The organism is Flavobacterium sp. ST-158 (assembly GCF_058309975.1).
Window position 1 is genome coordinate 117,083 of record NZ_JBZEEN010000007.1, and the last position, 23,359, is coordinate 140,441.

22 protein-coding genes are annotated in these 23,359 nt (G+C 33.8%); 8 read left to right on the forward strand and 14 right to left on the reverse strand.

What is annotated here, in order from left to right:
* Window positions 1–206 precede the first annotated feature (206 nt).
* The gene (locus tag AC4FRF_RS11830; protein WP_491159757.1) at window positions 207–1,670 is read left to right on the forward strand and encodes a LysM peptidoglycan-binding domain-containing protein; all 1,464 of its coding nucleotides are present in this window, start codon (window positions 207–209) and stop codon (window positions 1,668–1,670) included.
* Between the two features lie 343 nt (window positions 1,671–2,013).
* On the opposite strand, the gene AC4FRF_RS11835 is transcribed toward AC4FRF_RS11830, so the two are convergent.
* Entirely contained in the window at window positions 2,014–3,414 is a 1,401-nt protein-coding gene (locus AC4FRF_RS11835) for a Do family serine endopeptidase (RefSeq protein ID WP_491159758.1), read from the reverse strand.
* A gap of 136 nt (window positions 3,415–3,550) precedes the next feature.
* Between AC4FRF_RS11835 and dapF the strand changes: the two genes are divergently transcribed.
* The 5 genes from dapF (at window position 3,551) to AC4FRF_RS11860 (ending at window position 7,600) form a co-directional block, all read left to right on the forward strand.
* Entirely contained in the window at window positions 3,551–4,333 is a 783-nt protein-coding gene (gene dapF, locus AC4FRF_RS11840; protein WP_491159759.1) for a diaminopimelate epimerase, read from the forward strand.
* Window positions 4,334–4,362: 29 nt separating this feature from the next.
* Window positions 4,363–4,896 (forward strand): GNAT family N-acetyltransferase, encoded by a 534-nt coding sequence (locus tag AC4FRF_RS11845; RefSeq protein WP_491159760.1) that lies wholly within the window; start codon window positions 4,363–4,365, stop codon window positions 4,894–4,896.
* Between the two features lie 10 nt (window positions 4,897–4,906).
* Window positions 4,907–5,947: an endolytic transglycosylase MltG gene (mltG, locus tag AC4FRF_RS11850; protein WP_491159761.1), complete on the forward strand. Its 1,041-nt coding sequence runs from the start codon at window positions 4,907–4,909 to the stop codon at window positions 5,945–5,947.
* Window positions 5,948–5,949: 2 nt separating this feature from the next.
* Window positions 5,950–6,864: a DUF2279 domain-containing protein gene (locus AC4FRF_RS11855; protein ID WP_491159762.1), complete on the forward strand. Its 915-nt coding sequence runs from the start codon at window positions 5,950–5,952 to the stop codon at window positions 6,862–6,864.
* A 97-nt stretch (window positions 6,865–6,961) separates the two neighbouring features.
* Entirely contained in the window at window positions 6,962–7,600 is a 639-nt protein-coding gene (locus AC4FRF_RS11860) for a peptidoglycan-binding protein LysM (RefSeq protein ID WP_491159903.1), read from the forward strand.
* 45 nt (window positions 7,601–7,645) lie between these two features.
* On the opposite strand, the gene scpA is transcribed toward AC4FRF_RS11860, so the two are convergent.
* From scpA to dnaA, 10 genes are all read right to left on the reverse strand, one after another.
* A complete protein-coding gene (gene scpA, locus AC4FRF_RS11865) occupies window positions 7,646–9,808 on the reverse strand; it encodes a methylmalonyl-CoA mutase (protein WP_491159763.1) in 2,163 nt (720 codons plus the stop codon).
* A 37-nt stretch (window positions 9,809–9,845) separates the two neighbouring features.
* Window positions 9,846–11,210: a methylmalonyl-CoA mutase subunit beta gene (locus AC4FRF_RS11870; RefSeq protein WP_491159764.1), complete on the reverse strand. Its 1,365-nt coding sequence runs from the start codon at window positions 11,208–11,210 to the stop codon at window positions 9,846–9,848.
* 72 nt (window positions 11,211–11,282) lie between these two features.
* Window positions 11,283–11,606, reverse strand: coding sequence for an FtsB family cell division protein (locus AC4FRF_RS11875; RefSeq protein WP_491159765.1), 324 nt, complete (start codon window positions 11,604–11,606; stop codon window positions 11,283–11,285).
* Between the two features lie 120 nt (window positions 11,607–11,726).
* Complete coding sequence (gene udk, locus AC4FRF_RS11880; protein WP_491159766.1) at window positions 11,727–12,335, reverse strand: uridine kinase; 609 nt, start codon at window positions 12,333–12,335, stop codon at window positions 11,727–11,729.
* 260 nt (window positions 12,336–12,595) lie between these two features.
* Window positions 12,596–13,435: a toll/interleukin-1 receptor domain-containing protein gene (locus tag AC4FRF_RS11885; protein WP_491159767.1), complete on the reverse strand. Its 840-nt coding sequence runs from the start codon at window positions 13,433–13,435 to the stop codon at window positions 12,596–12,598.
* Window positions 13,436–13,800: 365 nt separating this feature from the next.
* The gene (locus tag AC4FRF_RS11890; RefSeq protein WP_491159768.1) at window positions 13,801–14,682 is read right to left on the reverse strand and encodes an SDR family oxidoreductase; all 882 of its coding nucleotides are present in this window, start codon (window positions 14,680–14,682) and stop codon (window positions 13,801–13,803) included.
* A gap of 289 nt (window positions 14,683–14,971) precedes the next feature.
* Entirely contained in the window at window positions 14,972–16,099 is a 1,128-nt protein-coding gene (locus AC4FRF_RS11895; RefSeq protein WP_491159769.1) for a methionine aminotransferase, read from the reverse strand.
* Window positions 16,100–16,324: 225 nt separating this feature from the next.
* Window positions 16,325–17,047: an SAM-dependent methyltransferase gene (locus AC4FRF_RS11900; protein WP_491159770.1), complete on the reverse strand. Its 723-nt coding sequence runs from the start codon at window positions 17,045–17,047 to the stop codon at window positions 16,325–16,327.
* A gap of 16 nt (window positions 17,048–17,063) precedes the next feature.
* Window positions 17,064–17,531 (reverse strand): low molecular weight protein-tyrosine-phosphatase, encoded by a 468-nt coding sequence (locus tag AC4FRF_RS11905; protein WP_491159771.1) that lies wholly within the window; start codon window positions 17,529–17,531, stop codon window positions 17,064–17,066.
* A 7-nt stretch (window positions 17,532–17,538) separates the two neighbouring features.
* Complete coding sequence (gene dnaA / locus AC4FRF_RS11910) at window positions 17,539–18,966, reverse strand: chromosomal replication initiator protein DnaA (RefSeq protein ID WP_373405347.1); 1,428 nt, start codon at window positions 18,964–18,966, stop codon at window positions 17,539–17,541.
* Window positions 18,967–19,165: 199 nt separating this feature from the next.
* Between dnaA and AC4FRF_RS11915 the strand changes: the two genes are divergently transcribed.
* Window positions 19,166–19,567 carry an acyl-CoA thioesterase gene (locus tag AC4FRF_RS11915; protein WP_491159772.1) on the forward strand — a complete coding sequence of 134 codons (402 nt, stop codon included), beginning with the start codon at window positions 19,166–19,168 and terminating at the stop codon, window positions 19,565–19,567.
* A 120-nt stretch (window positions 19,568–19,687) separates the two neighbouring features.
* Here AC4FRF_RS11915 and AC4FRF_RS11920 read toward each other — a convergent pair whose 3' ends face one another.
* The 3 genes from AC4FRF_RS11920 to ribD form a co-directional block, all read right to left on the reverse strand.
* Window positions 19,688–20,293, reverse strand: coding sequence for an IMPACT family protein (locus AC4FRF_RS11920; protein WP_491159773.1), 606 nt, complete (start codon window positions 20,291–20,293; stop codon window positions 19,688–19,690).
* A gap of 64 nt (window positions 20,294–20,357) precedes the next feature.
* Complete coding sequence (locus AC4FRF_RS11925; RefSeq protein ID WP_491159774.1) at window positions 20,358–20,960, reverse strand: HAD family hydrolase; 603 nt, start codon at window positions 20,958–20,960, stop codon at window positions 20,358–20,360.
* Window positions 20,953–21,996, reverse strand: coding sequence for a bifunctional diaminohydroxyphosphoribosylaminopyrimidine deaminase/5-amino-6-(5-phosphoribosylamino)uracil reductase RibD (gene ribD / locus AC4FRF_RS11930; RefSeq protein WP_491159775.1), 1,044 nt, complete (start codon window positions 21,994–21,996; stop codon window positions 20,953–20,955). The genes AC4FRF_RS11925 and ribD overlap by 8 nt, the downstream gene beginning before the upstream one ends.
* A gap of 245 nt (window positions 21,997–22,241) precedes the next feature.
* Between ribD and prmC the strand changes: the two genes are divergently transcribed.
* Entirely contained in the window at window positions 22,242–23,099 is an 858-nt protein-coding gene (gene prmC, locus AC4FRF_RS11935; RefSeq protein WP_491159776.1) for a peptide chain release factor N(5)-glutamine methyltransferase, read from the forward strand.
* Window positions 23,100–23,359 lie beyond the last annotated feature (260 nt).

Here is a 23,359-nt window from a genome sequence, read left to right on the forward strand (position 1 = left end):
GAAAAAAAGCGCTTTGTTTAATCAAAGCGCTTTTTTTTGGGGATTGTGTAAATTATGGTTTAAAGTGGTGTTAAAAATTGGGTTTATTAGTATTAAAATGTTAAATTCGCTTTCGTTAAATTTTTAAAAATAAATAAAGGGATTTAGTGTTCTTTTTTTATTAAAAGATTAGTAATAAATAGTTTGTGTTTTCTTAATTTGAATGTATGAGGTGTCGTTTTTGGATAGTTTTATTGGTTCTACTTAGCAACTGGAATGGTTTCTCTCAGGAAAAATTCATTCAACATCAAGTGGCTAAAGGAGAAACAGTTTCCAAAATTGCGCAACAATATCAGGTTAAACAAGCTGTTATTTACGAAATAAATCCAGATGCTAAAAAAGGAATTAAATACAAAGAAATTTTATTAGTACCGGTTTCTTCTTCAGCTAAAAATGAAAAAGTAGTTGTCAAAGTTTCTGAAGAAGTTATCAAGCAAGACAAGCACAAAGTTTTAGCAAAAGAAACTTTGTATGGAATTGCCAAACAATATGGTGTAAAAGTGACTGATTTGTATGCTTTGAATCCTTCTTTAGAAAAGAGAGGTTTGCGTGTGGGGACTGAAATAAGTGTTCCTGCGCCAGAATCTACTGCCACAAAGCTTGAAAACACTTCTAAACCGGAAATTTTAAAAGTAGAAAGTAAGCTGGTTGATAAAGCTCCAATTGCTCAAGTTATTGACGAAAAACAAGATACTGTTAATGCTGATTTTATTATAGATGCTGATGGGAATCAGCTTAAAGAAGTTTTAGCAAAGGAAACGCTGTATGGGATTGCGACAAAATATGGTATTACAGTGGCTGAATTGGAAAGAGTTAATCCTGCTATAGGAAATCAACCATTACAAATAGGTCAAAAATTAATTATACCAAAAAATAATGTAATACAGCTTGTTCCTGAAAAAGTAAATGAGGTAGCTACTAATAAGGTTGCCGTTGTAGTTGATGTGAAAGAAGCGGTAACAGAAACGGTAGAAACTAAAACAGAAGAAGTAGATCCAGAAGTGCAAATAACACATGAGGTTTTGCCTAAAGAAACCAAATACGGAATAGCAAAAGAATTTGGGTTGACTGTAAAAGAATTAGAAGTCCAAAACCCTAAAGTTACAAATAAGCTTCTTATTGTTGGTGAAAAGCTAACGATTCGTACTTTAAAATCTAATATTAAAACTCCTCCAAAAGATTATTTTAGTGAAGAGAATTTAGATGATAATTTACAGTCTACTTATAATGTAAAATCATTTCATGGTACTGATTTTATAGATCAGTTGGTTTCTACGGCTTCAGAAAACATTGGTGTGCGTTACAGGACTGGAGGAGTAACTAAAGATGGTTTTGATTGCTCAGGTTTAATGTGTACTACTTTTGGAGCTTTTGATATTCAATTGCCTAGAACTTCTTTTGAGCAATCGCAATATGGAGTAAAAGTAAGCAATGAAGAAGCTCAAAAAGGAGATTTAATCTTTTTTAAGACCAATGGAAGAAGTCAGATTAATCATGTAGGAATGGTTGTTGAAGTAGCTGATGGGGATATTAAATTTATTCATGCTTCGGTTGGTGGCGGCGTTATTATTTCGTCGATTAAAGAAAAATATTACAGCAAAAGATTGACTCAAATAAACCGGGTTTTATAGTTTTTTGTTTTTGGGAGTTATAAATTGTAAAGCGCTTTTTAGTGCTTTTTTTTATGCTCTTGCTTTAGTAATGTGTTGCTGTATTTAAATATACACGTTTAATTACTAATGATGAAATCAATTGTATTTAGTTCTAAAAGGTGTAGGGTTTTAAGTAGAATATATAGATTTCGTAAACGATAGGCTTTTGAGTTAGATTTTTTACTAAAACAATTCTAATTAGTTTGGATTAGTAACTATGTTTAGGAATCGGTTTTTATGTAAAAGTTATAAGATATGATTAAAAGAGAAAGCCAGTAAAATATTTTTTTTACTGGCTTTGTTTTAGTGTTTGTGAATGATATTAAATAATGATTCGGAGTAGTTCTCCATTTTTATTAATCATTTCAATTCTAAGACTTTGTTGTTCGTCTTTTTTATTCAGGAGCTTTGATACAGTTTCGATATCTTTAGCCTTTACATTGTCAATGCTTAAGATAATGTTTCCTTCTAATTCGTCGGCATATTGACTTAGGTTATCATTGTTGATAGATTTGATTTTTACCCCATAATCTACGTGGAATTTCTTTTTATCTGTTGCCGAAATGTTTTCTAATACGATTCCTTTAAATTCAGTACTGAAAAATTCATTTTTACTTAAAGTTACCGGAATTGTCTTGCTGTCTCCATCTCTAATAATAGTTACGGCTACTTTGTCATTAGGACGCTTGGTGTTGAGGTAACCAGAAAGATCTGCAAAAGTGGCAATGTTTTGATTATCGATTTTTACAATAATATCTCCTTTTTTCAAGCCAGATTTAGCAGCACCAGAATTTTGTTGTACATTTTTAATGTAAAAACCTTCTGTTTGTTTTAGGCCTAATTCTTTGGATACGGTTCCGTTCAATTCACCTCCTTCAACACCTAGAATTCCTCGTTGTACATTACCATATTCCATAATGTCTTCGATTATTTTTCGAGCAATGTTAGAGGGTACTGCAAATGAATATCCTACATAAGAACCGGTCATTGAAGTAATCATTGTGTTGATTCCTATTAAATCTCCACGGGTATTTACTAAGGCACCACCACTATTTCCAGGGTTAACTGCAGCATCGGTTTGTATGAAGGACTGGATTCCGTCAGTTCCTAAATTTCTGGCCTTCGCCGAAACAATTCCTGCTGTTACTGTCGATGTCAGGTTGTATGGGTTTCCTACCGCAAGTACCCATTCGCCTACTTTTACATCATCAGAATTTCCAAAAGTTGTATAAGGCAATTTTTCATCGGCATCAATTTTCAACAGCGCAATGTCCATTTTAGAATCGGTACCAATAAGTTTTGCTTTATATGTTTTTTTGTTATTCAGTGTAATTTCAATTTCTGACGCATCTTTAATTACGTGATTGTTGGTTACAATATAGCCATCTTCAGAAATAATTACTCCGGAACCAGTCCCTACTTGTTCCTGAGTTTGTCCACCTTTATAACCATAGAAAAACTCTAGCATTGGGTTGCCTACTTTTTGATAAGATACATTTTTTACGTGTACAACCGTGTGAATAGTTTTATCGGCTGCTTCAGTAAAATCAAGTACATCCGATGATAAACCTACTCTTTTGGTATAATTTTCGGCTGATAATGTCGTTAGTGTTTTTTTGTCATTTGAAAAATAACCATTGTTGTCAAATAATAATTTGTATGCCCCTAATGTTGTGGCTCCACTTAATAAAGACACTAAAAATAGATTTGAAAATCGTTTCATAATAGAGATCGTTTTTACGTTATTTGTTAAGTAAATTTAAAGCGAAATTTGAATGTTAAAAAACACTTTAACGCTGTTTAACAATGATTAACATTTCATTAATAGTTCGTACTTTTGTAGAACTTAATTAGAAATAATGCAAATACAATTTTATAAATACCAAGGTACAGGAAATGATTTTGTCATAATTGATAATCGTTCTGGTTTTTTTCCAAAAGAAAATACAAAGCTAATAGAACGTCTTTGTGATAGACGTTTTGGAATAGGAGCTGACGGATTGATGTTGCTTGAAAATGATCCTGAAACCGATTTTAGAATGGTCTATTACAATTCTGATGGAAATCAAAGTACGATGTGTGGTAATGGAGGAAGATGCTTAGTTGCTTTTGCAAAACAATTAAATGTGATTGGAGATACCACTTCTTTTAATGCCATTGATGGTTTGCACCACGCTTCTGTAGATAAAGACGGAATTGTTTCGTTACAAATGATTGATGTTGATGGAATACAAATTAATCCAGAATATAGTTTTTTAAATACTGGTTCGCCTCACCATGTACAGTTAGTGGAAGATTTGGAACATTACAATGTAAAAGAGAATGGTGCTGCTATTCGTTATGGTGAATTGTATGGCAAAGTTGGAAGCAATATCAATTTTGTCAAAAAAATAGACGACGCTACTTTTGCATTGCGTACTTATGAGCGTGGAGTTGAAGATGAAACTCTAGCCTGTGGAACAGGAGCTACAGCTGCGGCAATTGCTATGAATGCTACAGGGCAAACTAATTTGACTGCTATCAATATGAATGTTGAAGGTGGTAAATTATCTGTTTCTTTTGAAAAAGAAGGTAATAAATATATCAATGTTTTCCTGAATGGACCTGCCAAATTTGTTTTTGAAGGGACTATCGAAATTTAATTTCACATAGAAAAAACACTCACTTTCCAATGATAACATTAAAAGGCGATTCTATTTATTTACGAGCTCTTGAGCCGAATGATTTAGAATTTATTTATGCTATAGAAAATGATCAAAGCATTTGGGAAGTGAGTAATACTCAAACACCTTATAGCCGTTTTTTAATTCGACAGTATCTTGAAAATGCCCATCAAGATATTTATGAAGCCAAACAATTGCGTTTGGCAATTTGTCAAGATGAAGATTTTCCTGCCATAGGATTGATTGATTTGTTTGAATTTGATCCGAAAAATAACAGGGCAGGAATAGGCATACTAATTCAACAGATTGAAAACAGAAATCTTAAAATAGGTTCAGAAGCTTTAGAGTTGTTAATTCGTTATTCATTTAGTCATTTAAATTTGCATCAATTGTATGCAAATATTGGGGTCGAAAATGAAGCGAGTAAAGCGCTTTTTACTAAATTTGGCTTTGAATGTATAGGGATAAAAAAAGATTGGAATCTTATCAATGGAGCCTATCAAGACGAGGTCATCTATCAGTTAGTTAATCAACAATTTTAAATTTTTAGCTTTGAGCACAAAAAAAGTTATTTCAATCGCATCCATAGTTGTTATCTCGGGATTGATTATTTATGGTTTTGTTTTAATTGGTCAAATCTTTTCTAACAATACTAAGTTTACGGAGAATGAAGTCTATGTTCATATTCCGACGGAAGCTACTTACTCACAAGTCTTAGATTCAGTGGCGCCATATGTAACTAATTTGGATCGTTTTGAAATGGTTGCGAAAAAAATGAGTTATCCAGCCAATGTAAAATCAGGTCGTTTTTTATTGAAAAAAGGAATGAACAGTTACGAATTGGTAAAAGCCATGAGAAATAATATTCCTGTAAAATTAGCCTTCAATAATCAGGAACGTGTTGAGAATTTAGCGGCTCGTGTGGGGTCTCAAATTGAAGCCGATAGTACTTCTTTGATGAATTCTATTAAAGATTCGATTTTTTTAAAGGAAAATGGATTTACCGAAGAAAATGTTTTAGCAATGTTTATTCCTAATACTTATGAAGTGTATTGGAATACTTCAGCAGTTAAGTTTAGAGATAAAATGATTAAGGAATACCGAAATTTTTGGACCAAAGAACGTGTTGCTAAAGCCGAAAAACAAAACTTAACACCAGTAGAAGCAACTATTTTAGCTTCTATTGTTCATAAAGAATCGGTGAAAAAAGATGAAAGACCACGAATTGCAGCGGTTTATTTGAATCGTTTGCGATTAGGAATGCCACTACAGGCCGATCCCACAGTGATTTTTGCAAAGAAAAAAAAGGATAACGATTTCAATCAGATAATCAAAAGAGTATTTTATAATGATTTGTTTTTGAATTCACCTTACAATACTTATAAAGTAACAGGGCTTCCTCCAGGACCTATTGCAATGCCAGACATTACTGCCTTAGAAGCGGTATTGAATCCAGAGAAAAATGATTATATTTATTTCTGTGCTTCTGTAGAACGTTTTGGTTACCATGAATTTGCGGCTACTTTGCAAGAACATAATGTAAATGCTAAAAAATATTCAGATTGGATTAATGCACAAGGAGTTAAAAGATAGTTTTGAAGTATAAAAGCATTTTATTCTTATTTTTTTTCTTCGCAATTTTCAATTGTATAGCTCAAAGTGGAATAAATTCTTTTTTTAAGCCTTCGGATACTTTAAATTCGAAAAGAAAAAGCACTGTTTTCGTATCGGAAGCAGTTGTTGGCGGAGTTGCTCTAGTAGGTTTAAATCAGCTTTGGTATGCTGATTATCCCAGATCCAAGTTTCATTTTATTAATGACAACCAAGAATGGTTGCAAATGGATAAGATAGGCCATTTGTATTCTTCGTATCATTTGGGACGTTTGGGGAGTGAAATGTTACAGTGGAGTGGTGTTAGTTCTAAAAAACAATTAGTGTATGGAGCAGGTTTAGGATTTGCTTTTTTAACTGCTGTTGAAGTTTTGGATGGATTTTCGTCACAATGGGGTGCTTCTACAGGAGATGTTATTGCCAATGCTACAGGAACAGCTTTGTATGTTTCGCAGCAATTATTATGGAAAGAGCAACGTATTATTCCTAAATTTTCATTTCATACTACTCGATTTGCAAAATACAGACCCGATGCTTTGGGAAGTAATTTTACCGAACAAATTCTAAAAGATTACAACGGTCAAACTTATTGGTTGTCGTTTAATTTAAAATCCTTTTTTAAAAACACTAAAACACCTAAAATTTTAAACCTCGCTATCGGTTATGGAGCGGATGGAATGCTCTCTGGAAATAACGAAAAATCTTTCGTTTTTACCAATCTAAATCAGCCTATTTCACGTCAATTTTACTTGAGTTTGGATCTTGATCTGACGAAAATCGAAACAAAATCTCATTTTTTGAAGACTTTTTTCTCTGTTTTTTCAGTTTTAAAAATTCCTGCTCCCACCATTGAATACTCAGGGCGTGAGGGATTTAGAACTCATTTGTTGTACTTCTAAAATGCATTAATAGCTTGATTATCAATATTTATTAAAAAAGTTGTATCTTTGCATGCAGAAATTTCTGAACGTGACAGGTTTAGAAGAAAAACAATTTATGATAAAAAAATGGTATTTTTACACCAGCTTAACTGTAATTATTGTCTTTTTAAGTTACAGTTTTAAACCACTAAAATTAGATTCAAAAGAGTGGTTTTTGAGGAAAAGTAATGATGGGGCACAATATCTTTTTCCAGCGCTCGAACAAGAGGATTATACCAGTTTAAATATTCCTTTTACTGGAAATTTATTCATTGGTTTTAAAGAAGCAATTGGATACAGAGAATCCGAAAACAAATACAAAAAAGTAAATTCATTAGGATATTTGGGTAAATATCAATTCGGAAATGAAACTTTAAAATCTATCGGAATTCATGATACCGATAAATTTTTAAAAAGTCCTAAACTACAAGAAAAAGCCTTTGTTGCTTTATTATCCAAAAACAAATCTATTTTAAAAGACGTCATTGAGAAATACGACGGAAAAGTGGTAGATGGTATTTTGATTACTGAGTCTGGTATTCTAGCTGCGGCTCATTTGGGAGGTGCGGGTTCTGTAAAAAGATTTTTTAAAAACAACGGAAAAAAATATATTAAAGATGCTTATGGAACTTCAATACGTAGTTATTTAAAAGCATTTGGGGGTTATGACACTTCGTTTATTCAGCCTAATGTAAATGCAGTTGTCTCGCTTTAATTATAAATAAAAAAGCCATTTGTTCATCAAATGGTTTTTTTAGTATTATTCATTTATAAAAAGATCTAATATTTTTAAGGCAATTTTGTTAATGTTACTTCCTGGTCCAAAAACCGCTGCAGCACCATTATCTAACAAGTATTGGTAATCATGCGTTGGAATCACACCTCCTACCACAACTTTAATATCTTCTCTGTCTAATTTTTTCAGTGCGTCAACTACTTGAGGAACTAGTGTTTTATGCGCCGCTGCTAATGAAGAAATTCCCAAAACATGAACATTATTGGCAACAGCTAAGGCTGCTGTTTCAGTTGGAGTTTGAAAAAGCGGACCAATAACAACGTCAAAACCGATATCGGAAAAAGCAGTAGATACGACTTTAGCCCCTCTATCATGACCATCTTGTCCCATTTTGGCAATCATAATTTTAGGCTTACAATTGTTTTGTTGGCTAAAAACTGAAACCAATTCTTTCGCTTGTTCAAATTTTTTATTGTCTTTAATTTCTTGGCTATAAATACCAGAAACCGATTTTATTTCTGCTTCATGCCTTCCATAAATGGCTTCTAAAGCTAAGCTAATTTCACCTAAGGTAGCTCGTTCTCTAGCGGCCACAATGGCTAATTCAAGTAAATTACCTGTTCCTGTTTGTGCACAAAGTGTAATTTTTTCTAAGGCCTCTTTTACTTTTGTATCATTCCGTTTGGCTTTAACTTCTTGTAAACGTTCTAGTTGTTGTGATCTGACTTTTTCAATGTCAATGTCTAAAATGTTTAACGGAGCTTCTTTTTTCAAATTGAATTTATTCACTCCTACGATAATATCTTGTTCACTGTCAATACGGGCTTGTTTTCTAGCAGCGGCTTCTTCAATGCGTAGTTTAGGAATTCCAGTAGCTAAAGCTTTAGTCATACCACCCAATGCTTCAATTTCTTCTATGAGTTTCCAGGCTTTTTGAGCCAGTTCATGTGTTAAATTTTCCACATAATAGCTTCCTGCCCAAGGATCAACGGTTTTACTGATTTTAGTTTCTTCTAATAAAAATAGTTGGGTGTTTCTGGCAATGCGTGCCGAAAAGTCGGTTGGCAAAGCCATGGCTTCGTCTAAAGCATTGGTGTGTAAAGATTGCGTTCCTCCAAAAACGGCTGCAGCGGCTTCAATGCAAGTTCGAGCTACATTGTTAAACGGATCTTGGGCGGTTAAACTCCAGCCGCTTGTTTGACAATGCGTTCGTAAAGTCAATGATTTATTGTTCTTTGGATTGAATTCTTTAATTAGTTTGGTCCAAATCATTCTTGCCGCTCTCATTTTGGCAATTTCCATAAAATGATTCATTCCAATACCCCAGAAAAAGGACAAGCGTGGTGCAAAATCATCTATTTTCATTCCTGTCGAAAGTCCTGTTCTTACATATTCTAATCCATCGGCTAGGGTGTATGCCAATTCAATATCGGCAGTAGCTCCCGCTTCTTGAATGTGATAACCAGAAATAGAAATCGAATGGAATTTGGGCATTTTTTTGCTGGTATATTCAAAAATGGCAGCAATAATTTTCATCGAAGCTTCTGGTGGATAAATATAAGTATTGCGAACCATGAACTCTTTTAAGATGTCATTTTGAATGGTTCCGGAAAGTTGCTCGGGTTTAAAACCTTGCTCTTCGGCTGCCACAATATAAAAGGCCATAATAGGTAAAACAGCTCCGTTCATGGTCATGGAGACTGACATCGTATCCAAAGGAATCTGGTCAAATAATATTTTGAAATCTTCAACTGTATCAACAGCTACACCGGCTTTTCCGACATCTCCAAAGACTCTTTCGTTGTCGGAATCGTAACCGCGATGCGTAGCCAAATCAAAAGCAATGGAAAGTCCTTCTTGTCCTGCTTTGATGTTTCTTCTGTAAAAAGCATTGCTTTCTTCGGCTGTAGAAAAACCAGAATATTGACGGATAGTCCAAGGTTTTTGAACGTACATGCTGGTGTAAGGACCACGAAGATAGGGCGGGAAACCCGCAGCAAATTCCAAATGCTCCAGGCTTTCCATGTCATTTTCTGAATAATTTTGTTGGAGCTCAATTCCTTCAGCGGTAACAAAATTATTTGGAGTTGGGTTTGTTGTTTTTTTTGCAAAAGCATCCTCGAAGCTAGAATTAGCTTGCGATTTTTTAGTGTCGAGTTGAATATGTTTCAGGTCTTTTCGAATCATTGTAATGCTTTTTGCAAATTTATTTTATGAAATGCTATTATTCTGCGGCCAAACGTTCTTGTTCTAATTTTTCTGCCAAGCGTTTTTCAATAATAGGAGTAATCAAGGTTTTACGTGGTTTGATTTTTACAAAAGGATAGAGCTCTATTTGTTCTTTCATACTGTCTTTTGTGTTCCAATATTTATTAGTTCCCACAAGGGTTTCTTTGTCAACATCAAAAAGCTGTTGTTCCTTGTCAGCACTTTCTTGAATTTTTCTTTTGATAATTCCGTCGTTCAATTGTTTTAAAAATCCGCCATTGGCTTCTATTTCTTTGAACAAATGCAGTGCTTTTTCTGCTAATTGTTGTGTTAGTGTTTCAATATAATAACTACCATCGGCAGGGTTGTTTACTTTGTCAAAATAACTTTCATTTTTTAGCAACAACAATTGATTTCGAGCTATTCTGTCGCCAAATTCATTGTTTTTGTGATAAATAGCATCGTAAGGCAAATTAGCAACAGCATCAGCGCCACCTAGAATTGCCGACATGCATTCGGTAGTGCTACGCAACATATTGGTATTGTAATCATACAAGGTTTTGTTGCGTTTGCTAGGAGTAGCTAAAAAATGACAGTCTTTATCGTGATAATATTCTTTAGCGATTAATTGAAACAATAGTCGCAAAGCACGCAGTTTAGCGATTTCAAAGAAGTAATTGCTTCCCACTGCAATTTCAAAAACAATAGCTTGATGAATCGTTGGAATGCGGTTCAAATATTCATTGGCATGTGCTAGACTATAAGCAATTTGCTGCACCATATTAGCTCCAGCATTTTGATACAAAGCCAGATTTATGCTGATTAGCGAGCTCTCACGAGTGTTTTTAGAAAGAATTTGTAGCGTTTCAAAATTGTTTTTTTCTTTGGTTGTAAACCAATTTCCTTCTTTGGCTAGGTGGCCAATAGGGTCTAAATTATAATAAACAGTTGCTTTTCTATTTTCGATAAGAGCATTGATTTGGTTTATGAAATCAACCGATAAAAACTTCAAATCAAAGTAAATCGGGGTGTTTTCTAGCGGAAGTTTTTTAAGTAATTTTTTGATGTCTAAAGATTTATTTTCGATTGTAAATCGCAAACTTTCGGCTCCTCTTTGCAGTAATTCTAAAGCTTTTTCCGCAGATTTTTCGACATCAAAAACAAAGATATTTTGACAAATTTTAAAGTTCGTTGCGTTTGTAGCAGCTGTAGTGATTTTGCTAAAATCATCACTGTGATAAAAAGGCTTGACCTTAATATCTTCTGGCGAATTCCAAACTAAGGTTTCATTATAATCGGCACCATCCAATTCGTACTGGATTTTTTGTTTCCATTGTTTGGATGAAACAGGGTCAAAATCTTGGAATAAATGAGTAGCCATTTCAGTTTGATTTTAATTCCCCTCTTGAGAGGGGTTAGGGGTGTGTTGTATAGTTTTTATAAACGTAAGTTTTTATTTTTTTTCAATCGTGTCACCTTCAAATTCAATGAGGTATATGTCCTCGCTATCTTTTTTCATATAGTATTTTTCGCGAGCGTATTTTTCTATTTGTTCAGGATTTTTGAGCTGTTTAATTTGTTGCTCGTCTTTTTTAATTTCGTCCTGATAATAGCTTTTGTTGTCTTCTAATTCTTCAATTTGATTGTCTAAAACCCTATGGTCAAAATAAGAATAATTGTCCAGAAACAGCATCCAAACAACAAAAAAGCTAAGTGACCACATGTATTTGTTGCTTAAAAATTTAAACCAGGCTTTGTCTTTGTAAGGGTTTTTCATTCGTTGTTTATTAGTTCAAGTGGAATACTACTTGATATATTTTATTGGTCAGACTTCGACAAGCTTCGTCTGACAGACTCTGTTTTTAGTTGACTAAATGTATTATAAAGTTACAATAAATTATAGAATTTTTTGATTTATTACACTGCGAAGCATGTCTATAGCAACGGTATTGTAGTTGTTATTAGGGATAATGATGTCGGCAAAGGCTTTTGTAGGTTCAATAAATTGTTCGTGCATGGGTTTTAAGGTTTGTTGATAGCGGTTTAAAACTTCTTCCATATCACGACCACGCTCGGCAATGTCTCTTTTGAGTCTGCGGATGAGTCTTTCATCAGCGTCGGCATGCACAAAAATTTTAATATCAAATAAGTCTCTTAATTCTGGGTTTGCTAGGATTAAGATGCCTTCTACAATCATTACTTTTCTAGGATGGGTGCTAATGCTGTCTTCGGTGCGGTTGTGAGTTACAAAAGAATAAACGGGTTGCTGAATGGTTTTGCCTTCTTTGAGCGCTTTCAAGGCGCTTACTAATAAGTCAAAATCAATGGCTCTGGGATGATCAAAGTTGATTAAAGCGCGCTCGTCATAACTCAGATGATCCGTTTTTTTATAATAGGAATCTTGAGAAATAACGCCGACTTCGGTATCCGGCAATTTATTCATAATTTGCTGTACCACCGTTGTTTTTCCACTTCCTGTTCCGCCTGCAATTCCTATAATCAGCATAAAATGGTTTTGTTGTTGTTATCCAACAAAAATAGGAATTTAATTGGGAGTATATTTTGGTTTTCAGATGAAATGTTGGTTGGTTTTCAACAGGTTTTTTTGTTCTCGCTCCGCAAAGTCTTTGACTTTGAGGAGGCTTTATGGTCTCTGTGATAGCTGTAGCAATAAAGCATCAAAAATATCGATTATAAAACGATAGTCATTGCCGCATAGTTGCAAATTTTGTAGTGCTGGGTATTACAATTTGTTGTTTGTAGTATTTATTGAGATATGAATTCTGAAATTATCATTCTAAGATTCTCTGGACTTCCTGCTGCTTTTTTAATTTCCGTATTTTTTTTAAGGTAGTCATACACTAATTCTTTGTCAAGTTGTTGATATTCTGCTAACCTAAATTTATTTGCTTGCATATATTGATAAATCATTCCATTTATAAATTTTTTCTCAGAATCAGATATGCTATTGTATTCCTTCTTTAAGTCATAAGCTTTTTTTGTTGACTGTAGACCATATGTTGGTTGGTTTTCAATTAAATATTGTCGCCTTGTTAATTCTAATATCTCTTCCAAAATGTCTCGTTCTGTCCTTTCTACAACTTTAGGATTATTTTCAGGCTGATTTTTTTTAATTATTTCATTTACTTTACTTTCAAGTTTTGGAAAAAACATTTCAAAGGTTTCATCCAAAATTGAGTCAGCAACTTTGTTCTCTCCTAGTTGTTTATTAATTGTCTGAATTAATTTTTTGAATTCAACTTTGTTGAAAATAGTAGTCTGAAAGGTTGCTAATGGACCAGTCAAATCAGGATTACTTAGTTCAAATAGTAATGGACAAACCCTGGATTTTTCAAGTTTATTTGATAAAGCACCAGCTTCAAATAAAATCCAAGGACTATGCATATTATTGGGTGTTACGCAGATTATTCCAATGGTTGATTCATTAAGGTTTTTTGTAATTTCACTATCCCATTTAGAACCTTTTTCAATATCTGATGGTGAGAAATAAGGTTTTACAAATTGTACAACAGTTGGGATCCACTTATTGAGTTCTTCGGCAATTTCTTTACTAATATTACCTGACCAGCTTAAAAATACTTTCATGTAGAATCGAATTTTGATTTAATATTGCACGTTAACAAGTATATATTCACTACAAATTAACGCTCATGTATTTATTTTATGATTTTTCAAATATATCAATAATTGTTTACAAATATGTATTTGTGTTTTTTAGATTTAATTGAGTTTGAAAAAGCTTAATGAGATTGCTTCACTGCGTTCGCAATGACAACCGTGGTGGGTAGAGTTTGCGTTAAGGATGGAAGCGGTATCCTTTTTATTTTGTCCTTCGACAGGCTCAGGATGACAAAATAAAAAGATATAGCGTACAGCCTGACCCCGCTATCCCGAAGTTTCTGGATTGCTGTTGCGTGTAAGCGGGGTAACGCCCAAAAAATAATGGAAGTTTATTTATTTTTCTTCGCTTTAATCATCTGTTCGAGTTGGTCCCAAAGTTCTTCGGGAATGGCTTCTAGGATGTTGAATTGTCCTGCGCCTTTGAGCCATTCGCCACCGTCAATGACCACGACTTCGCCATTGATATAAGCAGAAAAATCGGAAACGAGATAAGCAGCCAAATTAGCCAATTCCTGATGGTCGCCTACGCGTTTTAAAGGGACTTTTTTAGCCATGTCAAATTTTTCGGCTAGGTCGCCAGGAAGTAATCGGTCCCAGGCGCCTTTGGTAGGGAAAGGTCCCGGAGCAATCGCATTGGTACGAATACCGTATTTAGCCCATTCTACCGCCAGACTTCGGGTCATGGCAAGGACACCCGCCTTAGCCGTGGCGCTGGGCACCACATAAGCCGAACCCGTCCAAGCATAAGTGGTCACAATATTTAAAACCGTAGCCGAAGTTTGCTTGCTGTCTATCCAATGTTTTCCAAAAGCCAAGGTGCAGTTTTTAGTTCCTTTTAGAACAATATCGATAATGGTGTCAAAGGCATTAGCCGACAATCGTTCGGTAGGAGAGATGAAGTTGCCCGCAGCGTTGTTCAATAAAACATCGACTTTGCCAAAAGTGTTGAGGACTTTTTGCAACATGTTTTCGACTTCTTCATAATGACGGACATCGCATTGCAAGGGCAAACAAGTACCGCCTGTTTCTGATTCTAATTCGGTAGTAGTATTGATGAGTTTGTCTAAATCACGGGAAGTAATGGCAACTTTTGCTCCTAGTTCCAGGAAATATTTGGTCATGGCTTTTCCTAATCCGCTACCGCCTCCGGTAACTACAATTACTTTTCCTTGTAAGGCATCGTCTCGTAACATTTTTTGGCTAAAGTTCATTTTGATATGGTTTTATTGTAAATATACGAAATCGGATATTTGTTGTAATTGGGTTTTGATTATAATTTTAGCTAAGTAGTTTTTTAAGGCAAACGTATGAGTTTTTTTTTGCCACGAATGTCACTAATTTGCACAAAAAAAATAGTGATTCTAAAAATAAATTACACCAATTTATATCTGCTTTTAGCAGATTCGTGTAATAAAATAACATTCAAATTTGTGTTGTTTCGTGTAATTTGTGGTTGTTTTTTTATTTCTAAAATTAGGACGTTTGCCCTGAGTAGTTTGTCTAAATTGCAGAAAGTCTCTTAGCAGCTTCTTCTAAAGTAGCATTGTCTTTGGCAAAACAAAAACGTATTAAATGCAAATCTTTGCCGTTTTCATAAAAATTAGAAATAGGAATGGCGGCTACACCGTGTTCAGTGATTAGGCGTTTACAAAAGTCAACATCGTTTTCGTTTGAAATTGTTTCATAAGAAACGACTTGAAAATAAGTCCCTTCACAAGGTAATAATTTGAATCGGCTTTTGCCAAGTAACTGTCTGAAATAATCTCTTTTTTGTTGGAAGAAATCACCAATGCTATCAACGGAAACGATATCTAAATATTCGCTAATAGCTGCTTGCGAAAGACTGTTGACACTGAAAACCAGAAATTGATGTACTTTTTTAATTTCTGTCATTAAATGTTCTGGAGCGACTACATAACCAATTTTCCACCCCGTAATGTGAAAGGTTTTTCCAAAAGAAGAAATCACAACGGCCCGGTTGCGAAGCAATGGTTTGGTGTGTACAGAAATGTGTTTTTGTTCGAAAGTGATGTATTCATATACCTCGTCAGACAGCAAAATGATATTTGAGAATTTTTCCAGTAGTTTTTCTAAGGCTTCAAAATCCGATTCGGTTAGAATTTTTCCTGTTGGATTGTGTGGATTATTGATGATAATCATTTTGGTTTTCTCCGAACAAGCCGCTTCGATGATTTCCCAATTGGGGGTGTAATCATCGTTTAATGCAATCCGAACAGGAGTTCCATTTGATAATAAAACATTAGGTTCGTAAGAGTCGTAACTGGGATCTAAAATTATGACTTCGTCTCCATTGCCCACTAAAGCCTGAACACTGCTGAAAATTCCCTGAGTGGCTCCGGTAGTGACCAAAATCTCGGTTTCAGACTGAATTGTTCTTTGGTACGAATGGGCAACCAGTGTGGTAATTTTATTCATTAATGGCGGATAGCCTGCCATAGGGGTGTATTGATGAATGTCTTCTTGAGCCAATTTAGCTACAATTTCGGTCAGTTTTTCATCCACAGGGAAATTAGGAAACCCTTGAGATAAATTGATGGCATTGTGTTCTGCAGCCATTTTCGACATGACTGTAAAAATACTGGTTGTACTATTGGGGAGTTTAGACATACTTTTCTTTTTAGAAAGGCTAAAAGTAAGCAAAGGACTTGAGTTGTGGAAAAAGAAAATAGAAGAAAGAGTAAAGAATAAAGATGAAAGAAGCAGGAGGAAGGTTTTCTTTTTAGTTTTTTTACCATAAAAGTCACATAAGCTTCTCTTTCGAAGAAAGAAAACTTAATGAGGCTTAAGTTCTTAATAGTTTGAATTTTATAAACTTACAAATGAACAAGAAAACTACATTTTATGAATAATAAAAATAGTAGGACGTTTGTGTAGGTCTACATTTTCTTTTTTCCAAGCGGAAATTTTCTTGGTTTTGATGTATTCCGTTGGCAAGGTAATATCGGTGGCGATACACAAATGGGTTTCAGGATGTAACGTCTGAATTAAATCTTCCAGTAATTTATTGTTGCGATAAGGTGTTTCAATGAAAATTTGTGATTGATTTTTCTCGAAAGAAGTTCTTTCTAGGCTTTTGAAACTCGCTCTTTTTTCGTCTTTTTCTATAGGTAAATAACCGTGGAACGTAAAACTTTGTCCGTTCATTCCCGAAGCCATCATAGCTAATAAAATAGAAGAAGGTCCTACTAATGGAATTACTTGAATGCCTCTTTCGTGTGCTAATTTTACAATTACAGCACCAGGATCGGCAACACCAGGACAACCTGCTTCGCTCATTAAACCTACATTTTTACCCTCTAGCAAAGGTTTGATGAAGTCTAAATGTTCTTTGGCTTCCGTATGTTTGTTTAAAGCAAAAAGTACTAAATCAGCTTGTTTTTTCTCAGGATTGACTCCTTTGATTGATTTCCGAGCTGTTTTTTTGTTTTCAACAATATAATAGTCAATAAAATCAATGGTTCTTTTTACAGTTTGTGGCAAAACATCCATTGGGTCGCATTCTCCCATTGTGGTTGGGATTAAATAGAGTTTTCCAAGAGGAGTGTTTGATTTCATTGTAATGTTTTTAGAGTTAGCCGTGATTGGCTTTTAGTTTGGTAGCGATGATTTCGCAGGCTTCATCCAGCATTTGATATACCATTTCAAATCCATTGGCAATGCCGTAATAAGGATCTGGAACATCGACATTTTCGTCTGGATACAATTCGTTCAGAATGATTTCAACTTTTTCTTTATGCTCATCATTTTTAGCTAAACGGATTACGTCTCTAAAGTTGGATTTGTCCATCACATAGATGTAATCAAAAGTTTCGAAATCCTCTACTTTGAATAATCTGGCTCTTTGAGTGGAAATGTCTAATTGGTGTTTTTTGGCAACGGCAATAGAACGAGCGTCGGGTTGATTTCCTGAGTGCCATGCACCTGTACCAGCAGAATCGACAAAGAATTTGTCTTTTGGTAGTTTGGAAGCTAAAATTCCTTCGGCCAATGGAGACCGACAAATATTGCCTAAACAAACCATTAAAATTTTGACAGACATAAGCTTTTTATAGCGTTAGTTTCTTGTGGATGTCTTCGACAAACTTTTTAAATTGTTTGTCAGTAGCAACTAGATTATCTACTGTTTTACAAGCGTGTAATACTGTTGCGTGGTCGCGATCACCTATTTGAGAACCAATGTTAGCAAGAGATGACTTAGTGAACTTCTTAGCAAAAAACATCGCTAATTGTCTGGCTTGTACTACGTGTCTTTTTCTTGTTTTAGATTGTAATGTTTCGATGTCCAATTGGAAATAATCCGAAACAATTTTTTGGATATAATCAATCGAAATTTCGCGTTTTACATTTTTAACAAATTTCTCAACAACACTTTTCGCTAACTCAATTGTTACTTCTTTTTTGTTGAAAGAAGATTGAGCAATTAATGAAATGATAGCTCCTTCTAGTTCGCGAACATTCGATTTGATGTTGCGCGCTACATATTCAATAATTTCATCAGGCATTTCAACACCATCACGGTACAAAATGTTTTTTAAGATAGAAATTCGAGTTTCGTAATCAGGTTGGTGCAATTCAGCAGAAAGTCCCCATTTGAAACGAGATAGTAAGCGCTGCTCAATATCTTGCATGTCAACTGGTGCTTTGTCAGAAGTCAAGATAACTTGTTTCCCGTTTTGGTGCAAATAATTGAAAATATGGAAAAATACGTCTTGTGTTCCTGATTTTCCAGATAAGAATTGCACGTCATCAATGATTAAAACATCGATTAATTGGTAGAAATGAATAAAATCATTTCTATTGTTTTTCTTTACCGAGTCAATATATTGTTGCGTGAAAATTTCAGCAGAAATATATAAAACGGTCTTTTCAGGATATTTATCTTTAATTTCAACTCCAATAGCGTGTGCTAAATGCGTTTTCCCTAATCCAACACCTCCGAAGATTAATAATGGATTGAATGAAGTTCCACCCGGTTTATTGGCAACAGCCATACCAGCCGAACGCGCTAGTCTGTTAGAATCTCCTTCAAGGAAATTGTCAAAACTATAATTAGCATTCAGTTGCGATTCAATCTTTAAGTTTCTAATTCCAGGAATCACAAAAGGATTTTTTAATTCTGGGTCTAGATTTTTTAAAGGGGCATCCACATTTTGTGGTTTCATTGGAGAGCGGTTCGCACTTGGCAATTGTTCCGTAAACGGTTGTTTGTTGCCGTAAGTGTTTTCCATTTTGATTTTATAAAGTAACTTTGCGTTTTTACCAAGTTCTTTAGTTAAGGCAACCTTTAATAATTTAACGTAATGTTCTTCTAACCATTCGTAGAAAAATTTACTAGGAACCTGAATATACAATGCATTATCGGTAAGTTCAACTGACTTGATAGGTTCAAACCAAGTTTTGTATGCTTGGTCTTGAATATTGTCTTTTATAAAAGACAAACAGTTATCCCATACTGATTGAGCAGTTTTGTTCATAAATTCTGTTAAATTATTATATTTTGTATTCGGTTGTTTGAAGTAAATAACAACAAAAAAAGTTGTTATTTATCGGGGTAACAAATATGTGAACAATTTTCGTTAAAAAAAAATTTATAGGGGTTGATTTTGTAGAAATATTGTTGTAAGTAAGAGGAAAAGGATTTCAAAAAAATATATAAAATAATACAGTTTTAAAATGAAAACATTCGAGTTTAATGTTAGGGTAAGGTATTCAGAAACAGATCAAATGGGAGTGGTTTATCATGGGAATTATGCTCAGTATTTTGAGATGGGACGCGTGGAATGGCTTAGAAATATTGGGATTTCTTATAAATGGATGGAAGAAAATGGAGTAATGCTTCCAGTGGTTTCTTTGACTATGAATTATAAAAAACCAGCTCGATATGATGATTTATTGAGGGTAAAAACAATTTTTAAAAGTCAGACTTCGGCTAAGATTGAATTCGATTATGAAATTTATAATGAACAGAATGAGTTATTAACAATTGGCAACTCAATTTTGGTCTTTGTAAACATGAAAACGGGGCGTCCGATGGCTGCTCCAGATTATGTAAAAACGCAACTTTTACGAATATAAAAATCTAGGGATTTGATATTTGTTTTTCTTTAAAATCAAGCAGAAATTAGACTGTTAAATTTGATGATTTCGAAATTTATTAGAGTTTGTTTTTTCGTTTTTATTTTTGAATTTAAAATATTACTCTTTTGTTTTGATGTCAATTTCATATAAAGAATTAAAAATGTCGAATATTTGTTCGGCATTTTTTTTTCGGGTTTTAATTTCAATTTCGCAGCTCATTTCCATTTTTTGATGTACAATAGCTAAGTTTTTTTCTTTGATAATGCGCATCACTTTGTTCATGTTTTTATAATCAAAAGAAATTAAATAATGAATGTCGATGGTTTTTTCTACAATAGAACAATTTTCTAAGGTTAGTTGAGCTGCTGTTTTGTAAGCGGTAATTAATCCGCCAACACCTAATTTGGTTCCGCCAAAAATACGAACGATAACTAGTAAGATATTGGTCGCTGAAAATGATTGAATTTGTCCATAAATAGGCATTCCTGCTGAATTGCTGGGTTCTCCATCGTCATTGGCTCGATAATTGATTTTTTCGGTGCCAATTTGGTAAGCATAACAATAGTGGCAGGCAGTAGGATGTTTTTTTCTTAAAACATCAATAATTGGCTTTACTTCTTCCTCAGAAGTTATGGGAAAGGCGTAGCCAAAGAATTTACTTCCTTTTTCTTTAAAAAGAATTTCTTCAGATGGAAATGCAATACTGTTGTAGGTGTCTTTCATTTTTAATGCCAATTTCAATGTCAAAATTCAATAGTAAAAAATTGACATTGAAATTGCTATCTCTTTAAAGAATGTCTTTTTCAAATAAGTCTACCACATCTTCTTTTCCTACTTGTAAATTCCAAACATGGATGCCTAAAGCTTTTGCGGCATCGGTATTGTCTTTTTTGTCGTCTACAAATAAGGTGTTTTTTGCCTGTAGCTGGTGATTGTTTAATAGCGTAAGGTAGATTTCGGCATCAGGTTTGCGCATACCCATTTCGAAAGAAAAATACACTTTTTCAAAACATTGGTAAAAATCACTATAAAAAGAAGGGCCTACTTTTTGTTCGAAGGTGTTAATGTGTATTGAATCGGTGTTGCTTAATAGAAACAAGCGGTATTTTTGAGATAACATTTGTAAAAATTCCAAGCGGTATAAAGGAAAATCAGCTAAAATGATATTCCATACTTCTAGAATTTCATCAATAGAAGCATTAGGCATGTGTTTTTGAAATCCGCCTAAAAAATCTTCTTTAGATATGAGTCCTTTTTCAAATTGAATATTCAATTGGTCTAAATCTTCATTCCATTCTTTTAAGCCTAAATTTTTAAAACCATCCATTGTGGTTTTTTTGTCCAGGTTGATGAAGATGTCTCCAAAATCAAAAATGATAGCATTAATCATGGTTTGTAAGAATTAAAAGTTTGTCTTCAAGGATAAACTGTTTTTGGTTTTTTTTTGCTTGTATAATAGGTGCTTTTATTCCGGTTTCAAAGGTGGTTTTACCTCTAAAAATTCGTGCTTCGTCCCAAAGGTTTTCGTCAATAAAAGTTTGTAACGTTTGACGACCACCCTCAATAATTACAGATTGAATTTGATGTTTAAATAAAATTTTTAAAATCTGGGGAATGATAGCTTGTTTAAAATCAATTACTTCAAAGATAAGATTTTCTTGGTTTGAATTTGTGTTTGATTGGCAAAAAACAATTGTTTTGTGTTGCTTGTCTAATAGGTGGTTCTCTTGGGGAATGCGATTGTTTTGGTCTAAAACGATTCTTACTGGCGATTTCCCAGCCCAATCACGAACATCTAATTTTGGATTGTCATCAATTGCGGTTTGTGTTCCTACCAGAATAGCTTGTTCTTCACTTCGCCATTTGTGAACCAATTGTCTCGAATACGGATTGCTAATCCAAACGGGTTTGTTTTCGTTTCTTTCCACTGGAGCAATAAATCCGTCTTGACTTTCGGCCCATTTTAAAATAATATAAGGTCTTCTTTTTTGGTGAAAGCTAAAAAAACGTTTGTTGAGTGCGTTACATTCTTCTTCTAAGACACCTACAGTAACATTAATTCCTGCTTCAAGGAGTTTTTTGATACCATTTCCAGCTACTTTTTCGTTAGGATCCACAGTTCCTATAACGATATTTGGAATTTTATTTTTTATTATTAAATCACAACAAGGCGGTGTTTTTCCAAAATGACTGCAAGGCTCTAGGCTCACATAAATAGTTGCTTTTTGTAATAAGGATTTGTCTTTTACTGAATTTACCGCATTTACCTCGGCATGCGGTTCTCCAGCTTTTTTATGCCAACCTTCACCAATAATTTGATCTTCATAAACAATTACGCTCCCAACCATCGGGTTAGGATAGGTAGTTCCTAAGCCATTTTTGGCCAGTTGAATACAGCGCGCTAGGTATTTTTCATGTGTCTTCACAGGGCAAAAATAGTTATTTTTGGGTTTAGGATTTAGTATAAAAACTTAAAAAAGCAGACACTTATTGCATCAATTAACACAAAAGGGAAAAGGATTTAATGTATTCAATTTGTATCAGTAAATCAAATCCTCATAATTTGTGATAATTAAGGTAATTTATCTAGGATTCAGTATTTAGTCTTGAAACCGCTAAAAATAACAATAAAGTATTTCTATTTTTGCTTTTTTAAATTTTAGTAGAAACCATGCAAATCAAACAATACAGGAGTCAATTTATTCAAACGCTTTCGCCTATTTATGATTCTGGCGAGGCCGAAAGTTTTTTCTATTTGGTTTTAGAAGATAAAAAGCAATTGAAACGAATTGATTTGGCGTTACAGCCAGATTTGGCTTTTACTGATGAAGAGATACAACTATGGGATTCAATTTTAGAACAATTAAAATTAGAAATTCCAGTTCAGTATTTGCTTGGGAAAACACATTTTTACGGATTGGAATTTGAAGTAAACGAAAATGTTTTGATTCCAAGACCAGAAACGGAAGAGTTAGTAGATTGGATTGTTTTAAATAGCCAAATAATTAAATCTGCAAATCCAATTCGGATTTTGGATATTGGTACAGGAAGTGGTTGTATTGCGATTTCGCTGGCCAAAAACATTCCGAATGCTCAGGTTTTTGCTATTGATGTTTCTGAAAAAGCTTTGGCTACAGCCCAAAAAAATGCTGTCAATAATAATGTAAATGTCACTTTTATCCACAGAAATATATTAGAAACAACAGATTTAGAACAGGAATTTGATATTATTGTTTCTAATCCGCCTTATGTTAGAAATTTAGAAAAAAAAGAAATTAAGAAAAACGTTTTGGATAACGAACCACATTTGGCGCTTTTTGTAGAAGACGACAATGCATTAGTCTTTTATAAAAAAATAGCTGAATTAGCTCAAAAAAATCTTTCCCCAAACGGACAATTATTTTTTGAAATCAATCAGTATCTGGGAAATGAAATGATTGTCTTACTCGAAAAAATGAATTTCAAGAATATCGAACTACGAAAAGATATTTATGGGAATGACCGGATGACTAGAAGCAGTATTCAGTAGGCAGTATTCAGTATTCAGTTTTTTATTTTTGGGAATAAGATACTTTTGTGTAAATCAAACAATATGATGAAACCAAAAATTATATTTAAGCAGATATAAAATGTAGTTATTTCAAATGAAGAAAAAAAATCTTTAATGTTATTGGAGACTACTATGTATATTAAATATATAATGGAAAGTAGTGTGTTAGTGAATCCAGAAAAGATGTAAAAGAAATTATGTTTTATTTTAAGATTTCTGAAAAAATAAAATCTTAAAAA